The following is a 20978-nucleotide window of genomic DNA, read 5'->3' on the forward strand; positions in this document are numbered from 1 at the left end:
GTTCTGCGGTTTGGTCGGGGAGTATTTAACGCGATGTGATAGGTTTTATTTTAGAACAGAAGTCAGCGAACTTCTGTTCTTGACTTTTATTCGTCTATTTGCTTGGCAGCACTGACGACGTTTGAGGGGGTTACCCCCCAGGCTTTGGCAATAAATTGAGTCCATTCCTGAGCCATCGTTTTTGTCTCACATTCTATTCCTAAGGCCATTAGCTTAATCTTCGCGGCCTTTACTGCATCTGGCTGCGCCATTCGATTAATTGCTTCAATCTGGATATCACGCCGAATTGACGCGATTGAAATCTCTAAACTCGAAATCTCATCTCGATACCATTCATCATGAAGGTCATTACATTCTTGTTGGCAAAACAAGTCTGTGAGCCTGTCCTCCAAGGACTCCAACGTCATTTCCAGAGCAGTCTTAGGGCGCTCACTGGAACGATGACCCTGCCGGGTGTACTGCTTTCCCCAAGGCCTTCCCAGACACGGATTGATCAGCGCAATGTAGAGGGCTAATCTCATTACTGTATCTGCAAGCTCCCCCTCATTTATCTTTTTTAGCGGTACTTTAAAGCCCTTTCTCGGACCGAAACCTTGGTAATGCTCATAGGCTTCCACAGCTAACAATGGGATATCATCTTGCTGGGGAGAAATTCTATTTCTCGTACAGATAGCAGCCACCAACTGATCCGCAGCACTAGGGTCAGTTACCCTTTGCGCAAGGCAGCTCAATTCCAACTTGAGGCGTTCATCAGTCCACCCGATTTTCCTTAGCTTTGCGCTATACCCCATCGCCCTCTTAATCGCCTTCCGGGTGACCATCAGACGAGGAGTTTTATTCTCCCAGCTCCCAATATGACATTGGTCATTTTGGCGCTCGACCTCATCATCGGATGTTACTTTTTTGGCTGTGATGTCAATTGATACGGAGTCTATTAATTGGCCATCTTTTGTAATGGCCAACCTCGGGCGGCCATTTGGGGAGAAGTATGGTATGCCCTCCTCCTCATTAACGATGATGGGTTCATCATCTGGTGATTTTTGCCATACGACTAAACCCTCCAGAAAATCACTGTTTATATATTGATCACTCATCTACTACATCCCCAGACAAACAAAAGCCCCCCGCATCCATAGATGCGAGGGGCTCAGGCTAACATGTTCAATACATCTAAGCTGCACAGCCTAATTGATTAACCACCCATGAGATTACCAAATACCCGATCAGTGAGTTTGGCTTTGTGGGCATTGCACAAATGGGAATATCGTTGGGTCATGGTGATCGACTTATGGCCTAACACCTCTGCGATCTCCAGAATGCTGGCACCGTTCATCGCCAACAAGCTGGCACAACTATGCCGAAGGTCATGAAAATGGAAATCAGAGAGCAACGCGGCTTTCTTAGCGGCCTGCCAATGGTAATCAAACTCGGTAAACGGTCGATTGAGGCCAGAGGGATGAGGGAACACAAAGCTGGCACCAATCTCGCGAAACTTGGAGAGCTCAGTAAGCAAGTCAGCAGTCAGAGACAGAGCCCTCTGACTACCATTCTTGGTCACCGCCAAGTGAGCTGTTCGCGTGTTGAAGTTGATGTCTGACCATTTGAGGCCGATAAGCTCACCTCTCCGTGCTCCAGTGGTCAACGCCATATGAACCAACATATGAAGTCGCTCCCACTTGCTCGACTTGGTGGCCTTCATCAATCGAGCCAGTTCGTCTGTAGACAAGAAGCGTGTGCGAGCATTGTCTTCCCGCTTCTGTTTCACTTCCAGGCAAGGATTCACTTTGAGGTCATAGCGGTCGCACATGTAGGCAAAGACTGCCGACAACGCTGCTTTGTAGCGGTTCAGGGTCGCAGGAGCTTTCCCTTCTGCCTCCAGAATCGAGATGGCGTTCTTGATCCGCTGGCGATTTACCTTGTTCAACGTCTTGTCGCCGATATGTTCAGCCCACCAGCCCAGACGCTGTGGCACAGACTTGTCCCGTCCCTTGTGCTGTTCAAGGTACTCATGGATAGCTTGTTGAATGGTGGTACTGGTGAGGGTGACGTTGGTTAAGGCATCTGCCAGCTCGTCAGATACAGTGATCTGAGCCAGAAACTGCTCTGCGTCTTTTTTTCGGGTAAAAACTTTGGATACGCGGTTGCCGTTACGCATGAACTGAACGCGATAGGACTTGCCGGTTTTTCGAGTGAGAACTTGGATGCTTGCCATTGGTTGAAACCTCTTGCACATATTTGCACATGAATGAGTGTTATCAACCGCAGAAACTTTGAGCAGGAGCGCTCTTGAGCGCTGTAACCTGTTGACCAAACAGGGAAAAGAATGGTGCCCGGGGTCGGACTCGAACCGACACGATTATTCATCGGCGGATTTTGAATCCGCTGCGTCTACCGATTTCGCCACCCGGGCAACTGCGAGGGATTATACGAATGGCGCGATGCCATGCAAGGGGTTTTTCTATTGAATACGCTCGTTTGCTCATTTATTCAACGCCTTGCCGATACGGGGCCAGTTACATAGAATGCCGCCATCATCTTAATGGAATAAAAACGATGGCCAAGCCTAAACAAGTCCAACAAAAATCCCCCACACTCCCCCGATACCCGTCGGCCACTCTGCTGCGACGAATTGGTGCGCTGATCTATGATGCGCTGGTCGTGACCTCCCTGCTCATCATCGCCGGTTTTATCGGGATGGCAGTGGCAAAACTGCTGCTGGTCAGCGGTATGGCCAGCGTCCCGGCGGGCGAAGATACGGTCTGGTTGCTGACCCGCCACCCCCTGAGCCTGATCTATACCCTGTGGCTCGCCTTTGTTGTCTGCGGTTTCTACACCTGGTTCTGGACCCGCGCTGGCCAGACCATCGGTATGCGCGCCTGGCGCCTGCGTATTCAGAACGAGGATGGCAGCCATATCCGTGTCACCCAGGCGCTGATCCGCCTCGCCACCGCCGCCTTTGGGCTGGGCAACCTGATGTGCCTGTTCAACCGCAAGCAACCACGCGCCTTCCAGGATATCTGGGCCGAGTGCGAGGTCATTGTGTTGAGCAAGCAAGAGAATCTGGAGCTGCTAAACAAGTAATTCCGAAGCAATGTAGCAACGAAAGAGGGCACCAAAAGGTGCCCTCTTTGCATGGTCGCGCCACGGCTTACTGCTTGCGACTGAGAATGTAGAAAGAGATACCGCCAAACAGCAGGCTGGGGGCGACGGCAGCCAGGATTGGCGGCACCGCGTAGACCAGACTGACGGGACCAAATACCCGATCGCTGACATAGACGGCGAAGCCGGTCATGATCCCCATCAGCATCCGCGCGCCCATGCTCACCGAGCGCAACGGGCCGAAGATAAAGGAGGAGGCCAGCAGGATCATCGCCACCACCGAGAGCGGTGACAGCAGCTTGCGCCACATCTCCAGCTTGTAACGACCGGCATCTTGCTTGTTGGCGTCCAGATAACCTATGTAGTCACGCAGACCTGAGACCGAGAGATTTTCAGGGTCGATACTCACCACCCCCAGCTGCTTTGGGGTCAGCTCGGAGTTCCACTCCATCTGGGCATGCTGCTCGCTGTTGATCTGCGCTGGGTCGTCAAAACGGGTGACCTGAGTCTGCTTGAGCAGCCAGTGGTGCTGGTCAAACACCCCTTCTTGCGCCTGTACCACATCGATCAACTTGCGCTCGGGGGTAAAGCGATAGAGGGTGATGCCAGTCAGAGCACCATCATTGCGCACCCCGTTGATATTGACGAAGTTGTTGCCATCGCGAGCCCACACCCCGTAGGCAGAGACCGTCAATCGCCCCTCGGAGATGGCACCGGCACGGATATCATCCGCCATCCGCTTGGCGATGGGGGCCACATACTCGCCCATCAGCCCCACCAGCAGCATCAGCGGAATGGCGGTCTTGAGCGCGGCCATCACAATACTGATCTTGGAGCGGCCCGCAGCCTGCATCACTACCAGCTCGGAGCTGGTCGCCAGCTGGCCTAAACCGATCAGGCCGCCAAGCAGCGCCGCCAGCGGGAAGAACAGCACCGCCTCCTTGGGCATGGAGAGCAGCACATAGTAGAGGGCATTGATCATGTCATAGTTGCCATCACCGACCGACTTGAGCTGCTCCACATACTTGATGAGCGCCGCAAGGCCAACGAGCGTGATTTCGCACAGCAGGATCGACATGAAAATGACCCTACCGATATATCTGTCGAGAATGCCAAACATCAGCAGAAGTTCCTATGTTGCAGCATCATGCTGATTTTCTGTTGAAATAACGGCCCTTCACCCCGTTCCACCAGCTGGTACCCTGCACATTGAGGGGCAAGCCGATAAACAGCAGGTAACCGAGCGGCACCAGGAACATCCCCGGCCAGTAGGGCAAACGACCGCTGTCGATGGCCGAGCGGGCCGCGCTGAGCAGCAGGAAGTAAGAGAGATAGAGCATGATGGCCGGCAGCAGTTTGGCATAGCGCCCCTGACGCGGGTTAACCCGCGCCAGCGGTACCACCAGCAGAGTCAGCACCGGAATGGAGAGGGGCAGCGACAGACGCCACTGCAGCTCCGCCATCATGCTGTTGTCCTGGGTACCGAACAGCTCCAGAGTCGGTTTGGCCGCCGCCTTACGGTTGGAACGCTCCAGCTCTTGCTGGCGGATCACCAGACCATATTCGCTAAAATCGGAGACCTGGAACTGCTTGCCGGAGAAGTTCCCCTCGTAGCGGGAGCCATCTTTGAGGGTCAGCCACTGCAGACCGTTATCATCGACTGTCACCACCCCTTCGGTTGCCACCACTACCGAGGGAGGATTGTTTCCCTCCGCCCGTTGCAATACGAAGATTTTCTGCAGTTTTGAACCGTTTTCGTTCAAATCCTGGATATAGGCAACCAGACGCCCCTTGTCGAGCTCCATAAAGCGGCCTGCCTGCAGGAAGGAGATCCCCGGATCTGCCTTGAACTCGTCGATCACCTGATACTCGCGCTCCTTAGCCTGCGGGGCGATCCAACCGGTGTTGAACGCCGCTACGGCAGCAGTCAGCAAAGCCAGCAGCATGGCGCTGCGCATCACGAAACGGTGACTGAAACCCACCGCATGCATCACCGTCATCTCGCTTTCGGCATAGAGACGCCCGTGGGCAAACAAGATGGCTAAAAAGAGACTGATTGGCAGCATCAACAGCGCCATATTGGGCAAGTTGAGCAGCAACAAGGTAGATACCAGCCGTGTCGGTACCTCACCATCGGCGGCATCACCGATAATCTTGATAAATTGTTGGCTGACAAAGATAAGCAGCAATACGAAGAGCACTGCCAGCTGGGTTTTCAGGGTTTCCCTGAACAAATATCGGAATACGATCACAGTCATTCCCAAGTAAACTTGTGTTTTTAGTCGAATGCCTGAAAAATAGGGCCGTATATTGGATTTTTACCAGTTTGAACTGCGGAGCCTGTGGCTGTTCGCTCCGCCTCTGATACCCCAACAAGCACCGCATTATTCAATAAAAGGTGCCTTTTGTCTTTAGGATGTAGGAGATTCCATGGAGTTCAGTGTAAAGAGTGGCAGTCCTGAGAAGCAACGTAGCGCCTGCGTCGTGGTCGGCGTGTTCGAGCCTCGTCGCCTCTCTCCGGTTGCCGAACAACTGGACAAGATCAGCGATGGCTATATCAGTTCGCTGCTGCGCCGTGGCGACCTGGAAGGGAAACCAGGCCAGATGCTGCTGCTGCATCAAGTACCGGGCGTGCTCAGCGAGCGCGTACTGCTGGTCGGATGCGGCAAGGAGCGGGAACTCGACGAACGCCAGTACAAGCAGATCATCAACAAGACCATCACCACCCTCAACGAAACCGGTTCAATGGAAGCTGTCTGCTTCCTGACCGAGTTGCACGTCAAGGGCCGGGATACCTATTGGAAGGTACGCCAGGCAGTAGAAACCACCAAGGCGGGCCTCTACAGTTTCGATCAGTTCAAGACCAACAAAGCCGAACCACGTCGCCCGCTGCGCAAGCTGGTATTCAACGTGTCGACGCGTCGGGAACTGACCATTGGTGAAAAAGCCATCGCCCACGGTCTGGCAGTAGCCAAGGGTGTGCGGGTCTGTCGTGATGTGGCGAACATGCCGCCCAACATCTGCAATCCGGCTTATCTGGCCTCCCAGGCCCGTCGTCTGGCCGATGCCTTCGACAACATCACCACCAAAGTGATCGGTGAGCAGGAGATGGCCGAACTCGGCATGAACTCCTATCTGGCGGTGGCTCGCGGCTCCGATAACGAAGCCATGATGGCCATCATCGAATACAAGGGCAACGCCGATGCCAAGCCCATCGTGCTGGTCGGCAAGGGTCTGACCTTTGACTCCGGCGGCATCTCCATCAAACCGGCCGATGGCATGGACGAGATGAAGTACGACATGGGTGGCGCCGCCTCCGTGCTGGGTACCATGCATGCGCTGGCCCAGCTGCAACTGCCGATCAACGTGATTGGTGTGCTGGCTGGCTGCGAAAACATGCCCGGTGGCAACGCCTATCGCCCGGGTGACATCCTCACCTCCATGTCCGGCCAGACCATCGAAGTGCTCAACACCGATGCGGAAGGTCGTCTGGTACTGTGCGATGCGCTGACCTATGTCGACCGCTTCGATCCGGAAACCGTGATCGACGTGGCAACCCTGACCGGTGCCTGCGTCATCGCGTTGGGTCACCACACCTCAGGTCTGCTGGCCAACCACAACCCGCTGGCCCACGAGCTGCTCAACGCCTCCGAGCAGGCTGGCGATCGCGCCTGGCGTCTGCCGCTGTTTGACGAGTATCAAGAGCAGATCGACAGCCCGTTTGCCGATATGGCCAACATCGGCGGTCGTCCGGCCGGTACCATCACCGCAGCCGCCTTCCTGTCACGCTTCACCAAGAAGTACAACTGGGCCCACCTGGATATCGCCGGGACCGCCTGGAAGAGTGGCAAGGATAAAGGCTCTACCGGTCGTCCGGTGCCCCTGCTGACCCAGTTCCTGCTGAACAGGGCTGGCGTGGATATCGAAGAAAAAGAGTAACTCCCCTGCCCCTTCCGATGGCTGCATCGGAAGGATTGGCGTTACCCTGAACCACAAGGAAGAGGCCTGCCTCTTCCTTGTTTCATTGTTGTTTCAGTGAGATGCAGACGGGAAAATCCCCCGTCAGCCTCTGCGGCGGTCAATAGTCCGTCACCGCAAAACGGGATCCACCTGATGAGCCAAGTGACCTTTTACCTGATGAACGAACCGGATGACGAGCAAGCCTCGGCGGTCGAGCGGCTCGCCTGTACCCTGGCGGCCGAGTCGTGGGGCGCGGGCCATCTCTATCTGTTGTGTGACGATGAAGCCCAGGCCCTGCGCCTCGACGAGCTGCTGTGGCAACTGCCACCGGAGCGCTTCGTGCCGCATCAACTGCAGGGCGAAAGCGGCATGGCGCCGGTGGAAATTGGCTATCAGCCGCCGAAACGGCGCTATGCCCGCCTCATCAATCTGGCCAGACAGACACCTTTGTTTGCAGGACACTTCGCTCAAGTGGTAGATTTTGTCCCCACTGATGAAACACAAAAGCAGCAAGCCCGCGAGCGCTACAAGCACTATCGCCAGGCAGGTCATACCCTCGAGATGAGGGAGCAGCCCGTCCTTGCCGCACCGGATCCGGCGCAGCCCTGACTGCAAGCTATTGATCTAAAAAACAATCAACACCAGACTCCATCCATCCAGATTACGGCGAGACCATGGAAAAGACTTTTAATCACAATGCCATCGAACAGGCGCTCTATCAGCACTGGGAATCCCAGGGTTACTTCAAGCCCCACGGCGACACCAGTAAAGACTCCTACTGCATCATGATCCCGCCGCCGAACGTCACCGGCAGCCTGCACATGGGTCACGCCTTCCAGCAGACCCTGATGGACACCCTGATCCGCTACAACCGCATGCAGGGCAAGAATACCCTGTGGCAGTCAGGTACCGACCACGCCGGTATCGCCACCCAGATGGTGGTTGAGCGCAAGATCGCTGCAGAAGAGGGCAAGACTCGTCACGATTACGGCCGTGATGCCTTCATCGACAAGATCTGGCAGTGGAAGGAAGAGTCTGGTGGCACCATCACCCGCCAGATGCGCCGTCTGGGCGACTCGGTGGATTGGGAGCGTGAGCGCTTCACCATGGATGAGGGTCTCTCCGCCGCCGTGCAGGAAGTGTTTGTCCGTCTTTACGAAGATGGCCTGATGTACCGTGGCAAGCGTCTGGTGAACTGGGATCCGAAACTCAACACCGCTATTTCCGACTTGGAAGTGGAAAACCGCGAGATCAAGGGCTACATGTGGCACCTTCGTTATCCGCTGGCCAACGGCGCCAAGACCGCCGAAGGTCAGGATCATCTGATCGTCGCCACCACTCGTCCGGAGACCATGCTGGGCGATACCGCCGTGGCAGTGAACCCGGAAGACCCGCGCTACAAGGCGCTGATCGGCCAGCACATCCTGCTGCCGCTGGTGAACCGTCTGATCCCCATCGTCGCCGATGAACACGCCGACATGGAGAAGGGCACCGGTTGCGTGAAGATCACCCCGGCGCACGACTTCAACGATAACGAAGTGGGCAAGCGCCACAGCCTGCCGATGATCAACATCTTCACTCTGGACGCCCATGTGCGTGCCGAGGCCGAAGTGGTCGACACCAACGGCAACCCCTGCACCGCCTACGACGCCGCCCTGCCGGCCGAGTTCGCCGGTCTGGAGCGCTTCGCCGCCCGCAAAGCCATCGTGGCCAAGCTGGACGAGCTGGGCCTGCTGGCCGAAATCAAGGATCACGTACTGCAACAGCCCTACGGCGATCGCGGCGGCGTGCCCATCGAGCCGATGCTGACCGACCAGTGGTACGTGCGCGTGGCACCGATGGCCAAGACCGCCATCGAAGCGGTGGAAGATGGCCGCATCCAGTTCGTGCCAAAGCAGTACGAAAACATGTACTTCTCCTGGATGCGCGACATTCAGGACTGGTGCGTCTCCCGTCAGCTGTGGTGGGGTCACCGCATCCCGGCATGGTATGACGACGCTGGCAATGTCTACGTGGGCCGTGACGAGGCGGAAGTGCGTGCCAAGCACAGCATCCCGTCAGTGACCACCCTGCGTCAGGACGAAGACGTGCTCGACACCTGGTTCAGCTCCGCCCTGTGGACCTTCTCCACCCTGGGCTGGCCGAACAACACCGAAGCACTCAAGACCTTCCACCCGACCGACGTACTGATGAGCGGCTTCGACATCATCTTCTTCTGGATTGCCCGGATGATCATGATGACCATGCACTTCATCAAGGACGAAAACGGCCAGCCGCAAGTCCCGTTCAAGACCGTCTACATCACTGGTCTTATCCGTGACGAAGAAGGCCAGAAGATGTCCAAGTCCAAGGGCAACGTGCTGGATCCCCTCGACATGATCGACGGCATCTCGCTGGAAGATCTGCTGGAGAAGCGCACCGGTAACATGATGCAGCCGCAGATGGCCGAGAAGATCGGCAAGCGTACCGCCAAGCAATTCCCGGAAGGGATTGATGCACACGGTACCGACGCCCTGCGCTTCACGCTGGCAGCGCTGGCCTCTACCGGTCGTGACATCAACTGGGACATGAAGCGCCTGGACGGCTACAACAACTTCTGCAACAAGCTGTGGAACGCCTCCCGCTATGTGCTGATGAACACCGAAGATCAGGATTGCGGTTTTGCCGGTGGCGAAATGCAGTTCAGCCTGGCGGATCGCTGGATCCAGTCCCAGCTGCAAGTGGCCATCCGTGACTTCCGTACCGCCCTCGATACATATCGTTTCGATATCGCCGCTGGCGTGCTGTACGAATTTATCTGGAACCAGTTCTGTGACTGGTATCTGGAGCTGACCAAGCCGGTACTGGGCAAGGGTTCCGAGGCTGAGCAGCGCGCTGCCCGCCACACGCTCGTAAGCGTCCTTGAAACCCTGCTGCGTCTGGCGCACCCGATCATCCCGTTCATCACCGAGACCATCTGGAAATCGGTGGCACCGCTGGCTGGCGTGCACGCCGACACCATCATGATTCAGGCCTTCCCGGAATTCGACGCCGCCAAGGTGGACGAAGCCGCCATGGCGGATCAGGAGTGGGTAAAGGAGTTCATCGAAGGGGTGCGTAACATTCGTGCCGAGGTGAACGTAGCGCCCAGCGTCGGTCTGAACGTGCTGCTCAAGTGCGATGCCAAAGATGCCCAGCGTGCCGGTGACAACGAGGCCTTCCTCAAGTCCCTGGCCCGTCTGGAATCCATCCGCGTGCTGGCGGACGGTGAAGTGGCCCCCCTGTCAGTGAAGAAGCTGATCGGTGCCACCGAGCTGATGATCCCGATGGCCGGTCTCATCGACAAGGACGCCGAACTGGCCCGTCTGGCCAAAGAAGTGGCCAAGCTGGTTGGTGAGTGTGGCCGTATCGAAGGCAAACTTGGCAACGAAGCCTTCGTCGCCAAGGCGCCGGAAGCGGTCATCGCCAAAGAGCGTGAGAAGCTGGAAGATTACCGTCTCCAACTGACCAAGCTGGAAGCCCAGCAAGCCGAGATCGCCGCCCTCTAATACCGCGTACCGCGCGCGACAGACACTCCTCTACTTTGAGCGCTGTCTGACCTACAGCCCAGCAAGCCTGCCTTGCTGGGCTGTTTCTTTTCTGCTGCAGACACTTCCGGACGACCCGTGCGACCGCGATACGGATCCCCCTATCTGGTCAGGCAGAATGCCCTCCTCGGCTTCGCAAGTGAATTCGCCGCACCGGCAGATTTACCCCATCCCTGTAGCCAGCAAACCTCGGGTTAATCAGAAATTGTTGTACGGCTTGTGTTCACTCTGGCCAACATAAGATAGCCTCCCTCTTGAGTCAGGCGAGCACCTGATTCAGGCTCCCCATCCATCCCTGTTATCCGAGGCTCAACATGTTTTTTCAGGTCGTCTTCCTCGCCTTGCTGGCGTTGCTGCCCATGGTCAATCCACCCACCACTGCCACCCTGCTGCTGGGGCTGAGCAAGGGGATGTCGCGCGAACATGTGCGCCGTCAGGTCAACCTGGCGGCCATCTATCTGTTCTGCACCCTCTGCATCACCTTCTTTATCGGATCCTCGATCCTGGATCTGTTCGGGATCTCCATCCCGGGCTTGCGACTGGCCGGTGGCCTCATCATCGGCTTCATCGGCTTTCGCATGCTGTTCCCCGCCCCCAGCCAGCAAAGCGGAGTCGATATCAACCAGAGCATCGCCTTTGTGCCGCTCACCATGCCCAGCATGTGCGGGCCGGGCACTATGGCGCTGGTGATCAGCGGTGCCGCCCAGATTGCCGAGCTGCCTGACGAGTACAACCGCCTGACCATCTACGGCGCCATGATCACTGCTTTTGCCCTGATGAGCCTCATCAGCTGGGGCGTCTTGAAGCTGGCGGATCCGGTCTGCAAGATCCTCGGCGCCACCGGCATCGACGCCATGACCCGTATCATGGGTTTCCTGCTGGTTTGCATGGGCATGCAATTTTGTATCAATGGCATCAAGGAAGTGGCACAAGATCCGGTCTTCCACGGTGGCCAGGCCGTGCAAACCGCACCGGCACTACCGCAGGTTTCCAGCGCGTTTGATCAGTTACCGCAGAAGCCCGCCAGCGCTGATTGAAAACGGTATCAAAAAGTCCCTGACGATCTGCACTGATCTTGTTCCTGATCATGTTATTGACACACAGATGAGTTAGCTTGTTTTTCATACAGACCATATTCAGACGGACGCTGATAGGTTTGTTGGTGAATACCCACTCAATTTCAGGAGAGTATGCAGATGGATAAAATGCTGACCGAAATAGGAAGCCATAGCCTGTTTCACGAATACCTGAACGTGGTGGGGATTGCGAGCCCATCTCTCGCCAAGATCGAACAGCGCTGGGAATATAAAGATCAAGAACAGCTGGTTGCCAAAATCCAGATCGACAAACTGGGTAACGCCCGTTACTTCATCGACGCCCGCGCCATCTCCGTCAACTGATACTGATTACTCCGCCAGCCCCGGCCAACTGACCGGGGCTTTTTGTTATCAACACCCCCCTGAATAGCAAAACCCCGGCACATGGCCGGGGTTTGACTGCGTCGGGTTACGCCGCTGCGCGGCTAACCCAACCTACGACGTGCCGCCCACGGTGAGCTGATCCAGTTTGAGGGTGGGCTGGCCGACACCGACCGGTACGCTCTGCCCCTCTTTGCCGCAGATGCCGACCCCGCGATCCAGCGCGAGGTCACACCCCACCATGGAGACCTGGCTCATCGCCTCCGGGCCGTTGCCGATCAAAGTAGCACCCTTGATAGGGGTGGTGATCTTGCCATCCTCGATGAGATAGGCCTCGGAGGCGGAAAAGACGAACTTGCCGGAGGTGATGTCCACCTGACCGCCGCCGAAGTTGGGGGCATAAATGCCCTTCTTCACCGAGGCGATGATCTCGGCCGGATCATACTGACCCGCCAGCATGTAGGTGTTGGTCATGCGCGGCATCGGCATGGCGGCGTAAGATTCGCGGCGACCGTTGCCGGTGAGCGGCACGCCCATCAGGCGGGCGTTCTGCTTGTCCTGCAGGTAGCCCTTGAGGATGCCGTTCTCGATCAGCACGTTGTAACCGCCCGGCGTCCCCTCGTCATCGATGGAGACTGAGCCGCGCCGACCCGGCAGAGTGCCATCATCGACGATGGTGCAGTGCTTTGAAGCCACTTGCTCGCCAATGCGGCCAGCAAACGCGGAAGATCCCTTACGGTTGAAATCCCCTTCCAGACCGTGACCCACCGCCTCGTGCAGCAGCACACCCGGCCAGCCGGAACCGAGCACCACCGGCATGGTACCGGCTGGCGCATCGATGGCCTCCATGTTGACCAGTGCCTGCCGCACCGCTTCGCGCACATAGCCAAAGGCGCGGCTCTCCAGCCCGTCCAGTTCGAGGAACCAGTCGTAGCCAAAGCGGCCACCGCCCCCGGCACTGCCGCGCTCGCGGCGATCCCCCTTCTCGGCGATCACGGTCACCGACAAGCGCACCAACGGACGCACATCGGCGGCCAGGGTGCCATCGGTGGCGGCCACCAGGATCTCTTCATAAACACCGCTGATGGAGGCCATCACCTGATTGATGGCAGGGTCCAGACTTCTGGCGAACTTGTCCATCTGCTCCAGCAGAGCGATCTTCTGGTGCTTGTCGAGGGTCTGCAGCGGATCCATGGCCGGATAGAGCAGGTTCGCTTCGGTGCGAGCCCACGCCTTCACCTTGCCGTGAGCACCGGCAGCGGCGATGCCGCGAGCGGCAGTCACCGACTGTTGCAGCGCCAGCAGGCTCAGCTCGTCCGAGTAGGCGAAGCCGGTCTTCTCACCGCTGACGGCGCGCACCCCGACCCCCTGATCGATGTTGTAGCTACCATCCTTGACGATGCCATCTTCCAGCATCCAGGACTCGTGCCAGCTGCGCTGGAAATAGAGATCGCCGAACTCCACCTGATGGCTCATCAGGCTGCCGAGCAGTTGCTGCAGACGCCCTTCGTCGAGGTCATTCGGGGCCAACAGGGAGGCACTAACCTGGCTCAATAGACTCAATCTTCTTCTCCAATCTCGCTGTGAGATGTCGTAACGGTTAATTCATCCGGTGTGGCCCGGTGTTCAGTTCGTATTCGCAGGGTGCAATAAACGCCGTGAATGGCGCTGCCAACCCCAAGATCGGCACAGGTGCAATGCGCTTCGCTTGTTGCACCCTACGTCAATCAACACCCCGGGATCACAGCAACCGGGCATGCCTCAGCACCGGCATAGTGCGCTGCAATTCATCGATAAACCCGGCATCCATCTGTGCCAGCACAGTGGCGCGGCCCGATGGCTGGCAAGCCATCACCCGACCCCAAGGATCGATCACCATGCTGTGGCCCCAGGTCTGGCGCCCTGTCTCGTGAGTGCCGCCCTGATTGGCTGCGACTACGTAGCACTGGTTTTCGATGGCGCGGGCCCGCAGCAACGGCTCCCAGTGCACCTCGCCGGTCACGGCGGTAAAGGCGGCCGGCACCAGCAGTACCCGGGCACCGGCACGGGTCAGCTGGCGGTAGAGCTCGGGAAAGCGCAAATCATAACAGATCGAGAGGCCAAGGGGACCAAAGGGGGAGTCCACCAGCACGCACTCCTGACCAGCACTGAAAGTTTCCGACTCCCGATAGCGACCGTGATTGTCCGCCACATCCACGTCGAACAGGTGGATCTTGTGGTAGTGGCCCTTGAGCTCGCCGCTTGGGTCAAACACCAGCGAGCTGGTGTGGATATGGTCGGAACCTGCGATGGTGGTCGGCATGGCCCCGGCCACCAGCCAGATGCCGTAATCTCGCGCCCACTCGGCCAACTGCTGCTGGATGGGCGCGGCTCCGCTCTGATCGGGGCCAATTGCCTCGGCACCATCCAGATAGCCCTGCCGCTCGCCAAACAGGGCAAAGTTCTCTGGCAGCAGCACTAGCATTGGCCGCTCTTTTGGCAAGACTGCCAGCTCGGCGGCGATCTGCTCCCGGTTATCCTGCCAGTGACGGCCAGATACCAGCTGTATTGCGGCTAACCACATGTCGCTCTCCTTGTCCGCGCTAATCGCGATCCACAATATTCGGGTCTTTATCCATCTCGGCCAACAGTTTGCGCAGATGATGCCTGACCAATCCACGCTGGCCCCGCTCCGCCCATTTGAGGCAATCGAACAGCTCCCACACCAGGCCATCCCCTTCGGCCATATAGGCGGGAAAGTCCCAATGGCTGGGCGCCGGGCCAGCTACCTCCAGCGCATGAAGGGAGGAGGTTTTATCGAATAGTGGCAGGTAAGGTTTGGCAAGGGGGAACTCGGCCCCTCGATCAAGGATGTGGATCTCGATGCTGGACATGTCGAGGAAGATGAACCGCCAGTAAGAGGCAGTATCGTCATGACTACCTTGCCAGCAGTGAAAGATCGGCCGATCCCCCACAATGGTGCGCACCAGTTCGTCTCCCTGCTTATGAAAGCCCGGCTCGGCCAGCAGCAAGAGATCAACATCAGAGACCCGGTCTGCCTTGCCCTTGGCGAGCGACCCGACGACCACACCGGCCTCGATGGAAGGATGAGCTGCGCCATGTTCAATAACCGAGTCCAGTAGTGCGCGTTGCAGTGGCGGGATGGCAGACCTGCGCTCATCAACCATCATAACGGCCCCTCGGCCATCACCCGATCCCCCGCCTGCAGGGTGTAATCCAGCACTATGATACGCGCCAGCACTGGGCGGAAGATGGCCTTGAGGGCATCGTGATCAGGATGGGGCAGATAGCGCTGGCGGGCCGCTTCGTCGGCAAAGGTCATCAGCACACTGTGGGTAAAGCCGTCATCCCTCCCCTCGGGGCTGTCATTCTCCCCCCACTCCACGGCGGTCACGCCGCTGACCTTGGTCGGTATAGCGAGGAAGGCGGCCCTGACGGCGGCAATATCAGCGGGGAGTGCATCGGGCTTGAAGGTGATCAGCAGAATATGTCGGATCATGGCTCTCTCCTTGAGCGTGAGCAGGTCGAGGCAAGGGTCGGCGCCAGCATCAGGGCTGGCGCGGGCTACCCGGTTGTGGATTCAGCAGGAAAGGGGTGGCCGCTGGCAGCGTGGGCGCCGCCGCATCGACCGCCTGTTTCTGCTGCTGGTTGAGCTTGATGCGAGCGCGATCCCGCCCCGCTTCGATCAGCTTGGGTGCGTCGAGCGGGCCCGAGATGCGAAAATCGATGCGGGTCACCACATCCACCACCGGCTCCAGCAGTTTGGAGAGGGCCAGCACGTAGAGGCCTGTGACCGGGGTGATGGAGAAGGCCGCCACCACCGGCAAGGTGCCCCCCAGATTGGGGGAGAAGCTCAGCTCGTAGTCGAGCTGCCAGCGCACCAGATCGGCGATCCCCTCGCCGCGCAGGTTACCTGCCGCCCCCTTCATATAGAAATCATCATTGCTGACCTGCCCCTGCTTGATGGTGGCAGAGGCGGACATGGATTCGAAGTAGAAGCCCTTGTCGAACACATCGCGAAAATCGAGGCGCAGCTTGCGCAACAGGGAGTCGAGGCTAAGCAGGGAGAGCAGCCGTGCCCCCTTGTCGTTGACCTCCCGCAGGGTGCCGCCTTCCAGCTGATAGTTGGCACTTCCCCCCAGAGTCGGCAGGCTCGGACGATAGGGCACATCCTGCCAGTTCAGATCAAAGGCGAGGGAGCCGGGGGCATCGCCGATGGGCGAGGTGTAGCCGAGCCGCTTGAGTAGCAGCTCGCTGTTATTGCTGGTCAGCTTGCCACGGGCGCGGGTCTGCATCCGGTTGCCATCAGCCAGCCAATCGACGCTGCCGGTGAGCTGACTACCCGCCAGCCGCACATCCAGCCCCTTGAGGGTCACCTTGTTGGCGCCGGGCACCAGCTCCCCTTTCACTTCACCGAGCGGCAATTCGCCAAAGCGGCAATCGACACAGCTCACCTGCAGCCAGGGAATGGAGGCCATGATGGCGTTGTCCTGCTTGGCATCAGGATCTGGGCTGAGATCCGAACTCTTGCCGGACCAGTGGATGCGGGCAAACTTGGCATCCACCGGGCGATTGGCCACCGCAGGCAGGCGGATCACCCCCATCACATCGGGGCTGTCGATCATCACCTCGGTCGCCTGATTGGTCGGCCCCACGGTGAAGCGGGTCGCCTTGAGGGTAGCACTGCCGATATAGGCGCGGGCCAACTGACCGTCTACCCACCACTCCTGCGGCAGGAAGGAGGGGCCGACCACCGCATTGCCGGTCTGGTTCTGCGCCGGCAACCACTGTTTGAGTCGCGCCAGCCAGCCGCCCACGTCGGCCTCCTGCTGGTTGATGGCAAGCAGCATGGGCACATCCCGTAGTACCCGGGCGCCAGGCTGCCCCACATCGACCCTTAACCGACTGAGGTAGGGCACCCCTTCGCCGTAGACCAGTCGGGTCTGCATATCCACATCGGCACCCAGCACGGCGCGAATGTCGGCGCTGCCATCCCGGCCACGGGCGATCACCTTGAGCGGTAGACGGCTGCTGGCAACCTTGGCCAGCGGCAACGGCAGATCCAGCCCCATCCCCTGCAGGTTGGAGTCCATCGCCAGCTGGAAGCTGAACGGCTTGCTCTCGGGCAGGGTCAGCCCCAGCTTGCCGCCCCAGTTGCTGCGGCCGTTGAGGATACCGAATGAGGAGATGGCTGCTGGCTGGCGGCGACTATCCCACTGCCCCTTGAAATTGAGGTCGACCTGATAGTGATCCGGATGCTGACGCCCCTGATAGTCGAGGGTCAGCGGCTGATTCCACAGGCTCGCCTTGAGATTGCTGAAACGGGTCTGCTCGTTGTCATATTCGAGGCGCCCCTGCACCTTCTCCAGCGGCAGATCCAGACTGGCGACCCGCACCTTGTTGTTGCTGAAGATGGCATCGCCGCTCGCCTTCACCTCGCTCTCGCCATCGAGAGGGATATCGAGCTTGACCGAACCGGCCATCGGGCCGCGGATCTCGATCTCCCGCAGCGCCTGCCCCACCGAACTGCCCAGCGGGGAGTCCTGCAGGTAGTCACTGATGGCTTGGCCCTCACCCTGCACTTTGGCATCCACGTAGAGATGGCCGCCGGGAGAGAGGCTCGGGATCCAGGCATGCACCGAGTCAGAGCTCGCCTTGCCCAGCATGGTCGAACGGCTGCGCATATCGAGACTGGCGTTCTGGAACAGCAGATCGATCTGCAAGTCAGTCAGCGATTGCCAACCGGGGAAGAACTGGTAGGTGGCCTGCTCAAGGGGCACCGCCACCTGAAAGATGCCCTCGCCCTGCTCATAAGGAAAATCCCTGAACTCCCCATACCAGAGCAGGTCAGCACCCTTGGCCTTGCCACCCTTGAGTGCGCCGCTCAGGTAGTCCACCAGCCCCTTGTCCATCACTTGTAACGGGTAGTAGCGATCAGCGTTGCCCGCGTTCTTCACGTCGATGCGGCCAGTCAGCGCCAGAAAGGGGTGTTCGAACAGATCGAGCCGAAAGCGGCTGGCCAGAGTCAGGTCCGGGTTATCCAGCGCGATATCCTGGCCATAGAGCACCCACCCTTGCGCCTCACGCCACCAGTCGAGGCGGGCCGAGAGGCGGTCCACCGGGATCGGCTCCTTGAAATGGCGGGCCGGATCCAGCTTGTCGCTGAGCAGTGCCACACTGACGCGGCCCCCCTTGGGGGTCAGCCAGAACTCACCGTTGAGATCGCCAAAGCCGGGCACATCGTGCCAGGCGTTCAAGCTCACATGGGCGATTTGGCCGCTGAGGGAGAGATCCTGCCACCCGGCATCGGCCTGCAGGGTCAAATCGGTCAGCTTGCCCTTGGGATTGCTCTGCTTGAGCAGTTCACTCTGGGCAGGGTAAATCCCGGAGACCAGCTGGCTCAGCTGGGCGATCTGATCGAGATCGATCTGCGGCACATAGCCTTGCACTCGCTCACCGACCCGCTCCAGCTGCAACCGGCTATGTAGCCAGGGCTTGTCATCCAGCTTGAAAATCACATTGTGGCTGGCCAACTGCCAGTTCTGGCCATCACGGCGCAACTGGATCTTGCCACCATCCAGCCCGAGACGATGCAGCCTCTGATCCTTGAGATCCTTCCAAATCAGGTAGTTGTTGCCAAATTCCAGCAAGGTGTTGCCCAGCTTGCCGTGGTCGAACTCACTCCAGAGCTGAAAATCGATCTGGCCCGCCAGTTTCGGCTCACCGGCATGAATTTTGGCAAGAATGGGGCTGATATCGAGCTGGCGGGCGCCCAGATAGAGCTGCCCCTTGAGACGGTCGAGGCGAGCGCTGGGAGCTTCGACTTCGAGGATCAGGTCGATGGTGCTTTCGCCCACCCCGTTGATCAGATAGGCCTTGCCGACCCCCTGATGGCGTTTGCCGCGGTTCTGCCAGCGCAGTTGGGCAATATCGAGGGCCCGCAAATCACCAACGGAGGTGGTGACACTAAGGCGGGTGTTATGTACATCAAAGGTGGTGAGCTGGGTCAGCAGAAAGCGCAGCAAGGCACCTTGCTGCGCGTCTCCCTCGGGCTCGCGGCTATTGGCTGGCTGGCTGAAATCGAGGGTAATGTCGCCGTCGCTGAGGATCAGCTCGCCAAACACCGGCTTGAGCTGATTGAGGGTGCGCCAGAAGTCGAGATGCACCCAGGCTTTGCCGAGCTGTACGGTAAAACGCCCCGAATCCGGGGCGATGGCAAGTTGCTGCAGTTCGAGGGCAGGGCCGGACTGTGTCCAGTCCAGTCCCACCTGACCTACGCTGACCTTGAGTTGTGAATCCCCCAGCAGAGTGTGGATCAGACTCTCCCGGTATTGGTTCAGCAAAGGACCACCGACCCGCACCAAAGTGACCATCATGGCCAACAGTACGAACAGGATCCCCAGGGCAAACCAGCCCCGACTCAGCCAGCGATAGACCAATTACATCATCACCACGTCAAACTGCTCCTGACCGCAGAGGGGTTCGCTCACCACCCTCACCTGCTTGCCGATGAACACCTCCAGCTCAGCCAGACTGTGGGACTCTTCGCCACGCAGATAATCGGCCACGGCTGGCGCCGCATAGACGGTGAACTGATCCGCATCATAAGCACGGTTGACCCGGATCAGCTCGCGCAGGATCTCGAAGCAGACCGACTCCACCGTCTTGACCCGACCACGCCCCTTGCACTCCGGGCACTCCGAGCAGAGCACATGCTCCAGACTCTCGCGGGTGCGCTTGCGGGTCATCTCTACCAGACCGAGCTGGGAGAAGCCGTTGACGTTGGTCTTGGCACGATCCTTGGACAGCGCCTGTTCCAGACTGTGCAGCACCCGACGGCGGTGATCTTCGGACTGCATATCGATGAAATCGAGGATGATGATGCCGCCGAGGTTGCGCAGCCGCAGGTGACGGGCAATGGCCGCCGTTGCCTCGACGTTGGTGTTGAAGATGGTCTCTTCCAGATTGCGATGGCCGACAAAGGCGCCGGTGTTGATATCCACCGTAGTCATGGCTTCGGTCTGGTCGATGATGATGTAACCGCCAGATTTCAACTCCACCTTGCGCTCCAGCGCCCGCTGGATCTCGTTCTCTACATCATAGAGATCGAAGATCGGCGACTCGCCAGAGTAATACTCCAGCTTGTTGGCCAGCTCCGGCACGTACTCCTCGGTGAAGCGCTTGAGCTGATCGAAGCTCTGGCGTGAATCGACCCGGATCTTGTCGAGCTCGGCACCGACAAAGTCACGCACCACCCGAAACGCCAGACTGGGATCCTCATAGAGGATCTTGCAAGGGGGATACTTCTGCTTGCGCTCGAGGATCTTGCGCCACAGTCGCTTGAGGAAGGCTGCATCCTGCTCCAGCTCCTGCTCACCTACCCCTTCGGCGGCGGTACGGATGATGTAGCCACCCAGATCATCTACATAGCTAGCCACGGTGCGCTTGAGTCGCTCCCGCTCCCCTTCGGATTCGATACGCTGGGAGACGCCGACGTGGGCACTGCCCGGCATAAAGACCAGATAGCGGGAGGGCAGGGTGATATCGGTAGTGAGACGGGCCCCCTTGGTACCGAGCGGATCTTTCACCACCTGCACCATGATGTCCTGACCCTGGCGTACCAGCTCGGCGATGTTGCCGACCTGGAACTGCTCTTTCTCTTTTACTGCCACACATTCGGTGTGAGGCACGATATCGGAGGCATGGAGAAAAGCGGCCTTGTCCATGCCGATATCGACGAATGCCGCCTGCATACCGGGCAGCACCCGACTGATCTTGCCTTTGTAGATATTGCCCACAATGCCGCGCTTGGCCTGACGCTCGACATGCACTTCCTGCAGCAGGCCGTTTTCGACCAGCGCAACCCGGGTTTCAGAGGGAGTAACGTTAACCAGCAGTTCTACTGACATAAGTAACCTTGCCTGTTCCAGTTTTG

At 58.5% G+C, this 20978-nt stretch carries 16 protein-coding genes and 1 tRNA gene; 6 read left to right on the forward strand and 11 right to left on the reverse strand.

Annotation, left to right across the window (positions count from 1 at the left end):
- Window positions 1-86 precede the first annotated feature (86 nt).
- The 3 genes from CK911_RS15290 to CK911_RS15300 form a co-directional block, all read right to left on the reverse strand.
- Entirely contained in the window at window positions 87-1094 is a 1008-nt protein-coding gene (locus CK911_RS15290) for a hypothetical protein (RefSeq protein WP_098970996.1), read from the reverse strand.
- Between the two features lie 98 nt (window positions 1095-1192).
- Window positions 1193-2212 carry a site-specific integrase gene (locus tag CK911_RS15295; RefSeq protein ID WP_098970998.1) on the reverse strand — a complete coding sequence of 340 codons (1020 nt, stop codon included), beginning with the start codon at window positions 2210-2212 and terminating at the stop codon, window positions 1193-1195.
- A 112-nt stretch (window positions 2213-2324) separates the two neighbouring features.
- Window positions 2325-2410: transfer RNA gene (locus CK911_RS15300), tRNA-Leu, on the reverse strand.
- 143 nt (window positions 2411-2553) lie between these two features.
- On the opposite strand from CK911_RS15300, the gene CK911_RS15305 reads away from it, so the two are divergent.
- Window positions 2554-3081 carry an RDD family protein gene (locus tag CK911_RS15305; RefSeq protein ID WP_042019620.1) on the forward strand — a complete coding sequence of 176 codons (528 nt, stop codon included), beginning with the start codon at window positions 2554-2556 and terminating at the stop codon, window positions 3079-3081.
- A 67-nt stretch (window positions 3082-3148) separates the two neighbouring features.
- On the opposite strand, the gene lptG is transcribed toward CK911_RS15305, so the two are convergent.
- Entirely contained in the window at window positions 3149-4219 is a 1071-nt protein-coding gene (gene lptG, locus CK911_RS15310; RefSeq protein ID WP_042019621.1) for an LPS export ABC transporter permease LptG, read from the reverse strand.
- A gap of 25 nt (window positions 4220-4244) precedes the next feature.
- Entirely contained in the window at window positions 4245-5357 is a 1113-nt protein-coding gene (lptF, locus tag CK911_RS15315; protein WP_172954030.1) for an LPS export ABC transporter permease LptF, read from the reverse strand.
- 172 nt (window positions 5358-5529) lie between these two features.
- On the opposite strand from lptF, the gene pepA reads away from it, so the two are divergent.
- The 5 genes from pepA to CK911_RS15340 all read left to right on the forward strand — a co-directional run bounded on the left by pepA (window position 5530) and on the right by CK911_RS15340 (window position 12025).
- A complete protein-coding gene (gene pepA, locus CK911_RS15320) occupies window positions 5530-7038 on the forward strand; it encodes a leucyl aminopeptidase (RefSeq protein WP_042019624.1) in 1509 nt (502 codons plus the stop codon).
- Between the two features lie 174 nt (window positions 7039-7212).
- Window positions 7213-7668, forward strand: coding sequence for a DNA polymerase III subunit chi (locus CK911_RS15325; RefSeq protein WP_098971001.1), 456 nt, complete (start codon window positions 7213-7215; stop codon window positions 7666-7668).
- Between the two features lie 65 nt (window positions 7669-7733).
- The gene (locus CK911_RS15330; RefSeq protein WP_098971003.1) at window positions 7734-10586 is read left to right on the forward strand and encodes a valine--tRNA ligase; all 2853 of its coding nucleotides are present in this window, start codon (window positions 7734-7736) and stop codon (window positions 10584-10586) included.
- Between the two features lie 353 nt (window positions 10587-10939).
- A complete protein-coding gene (locus CK911_RS15335; protein WP_042019628.1) occupies window positions 10940-11662 on the forward strand; it encodes a MarC family NAAT transporter in 723 nt (240 codons plus the stop codon).
- 159 nt (window positions 11663-11821) lie between these two features.
- Complete coding sequence (locus CK911_RS15340) at window positions 11822-12025, forward strand: hypothetical protein (protein WP_042019766.1); 204 nt, start codon at window positions 11822-11824, stop codon at window positions 12023-12025.
- Window positions 12026-12157: 132 nt separating this feature from the next.
- Here CK911_RS15340 and tldD read toward each other — a convergent pair whose 3' ends face one another.
- The 6 genes from tldD to rng form a co-directional block, all read right to left on the reverse strand.
- A complete protein-coding gene (gene tldD, locus CK911_RS15345; RefSeq protein WP_172954031.1) occupies window positions 12158-13606 on the reverse strand; it encodes a metalloprotease TldD in 1449 nt (482 codons plus the stop codon).
- A 178-nt stretch (window positions 13607-13784) separates the two neighbouring features.
- Window positions 13785-14606, reverse strand: a complete 822-nt coding sequence (locus tag CK911_RS15350; RefSeq protein ID WP_098971007.1) for a carbon-nitrogen hydrolase family protein — start codon at window positions 14604-14606, stop codon at window positions 13785-13787.
- A gap of 19 nt (window positions 14607-14625) precedes the next feature.
- Window positions 14626-15210 (reverse strand): nucleotidyltransferase domain-containing protein, encoded by a 585-nt coding sequence (locus CK911_RS15355; protein WP_172954105.1) that lies wholly within the window; start codon window positions 15208-15210, stop codon window positions 14626-14628.
- On the reverse strand, window positions 15210-15542 hold the full coding sequence (locus tag CK911_RS15360) for a Dabb family protein (RefSeq protein ID WP_098971012.1): 333 nt from the start codon (window positions 15540-15542) through the stop codon (window positions 15210-15212). Before CK911_RS15360 ends, CK911_RS15355 begins: the two co-directional genes overlap by 1 nt.
- Before the next feature lie 49 nt (window positions 15543-15591).
- Window positions 15592-19482 (reverse strand): YhdP family protein, encoded by a 3891-nt coding sequence (locus CK911_RS15365; RefSeq protein WP_098971014.1) that lies wholly within the window; start codon window positions 19480-19482, stop codon window positions 15592-15594.
- On the reverse strand, window positions 19483-20952 hold the full coding sequence (gene rng, locus CK911_RS15370; protein WP_042019644.1) for a ribonuclease G: 1470 nt from the start codon (window positions 20950-20952) through the stop codon (window positions 19483-19485). It abuts the gene before it with no gap.
- Between the last annotated feature and the right edge of the window lie 26 nt (window positions 20953-20978).

The sequence above is a fragment of the Aeromonas sp. CU5 genome (assembly GCF_002586745.1).
Lineage (GTDB): Bacteria > Pseudomonadota > Gammaproteobacteria > Enterobacterales > Aeromonadaceae > Aeromonas > Aeromonas sobria.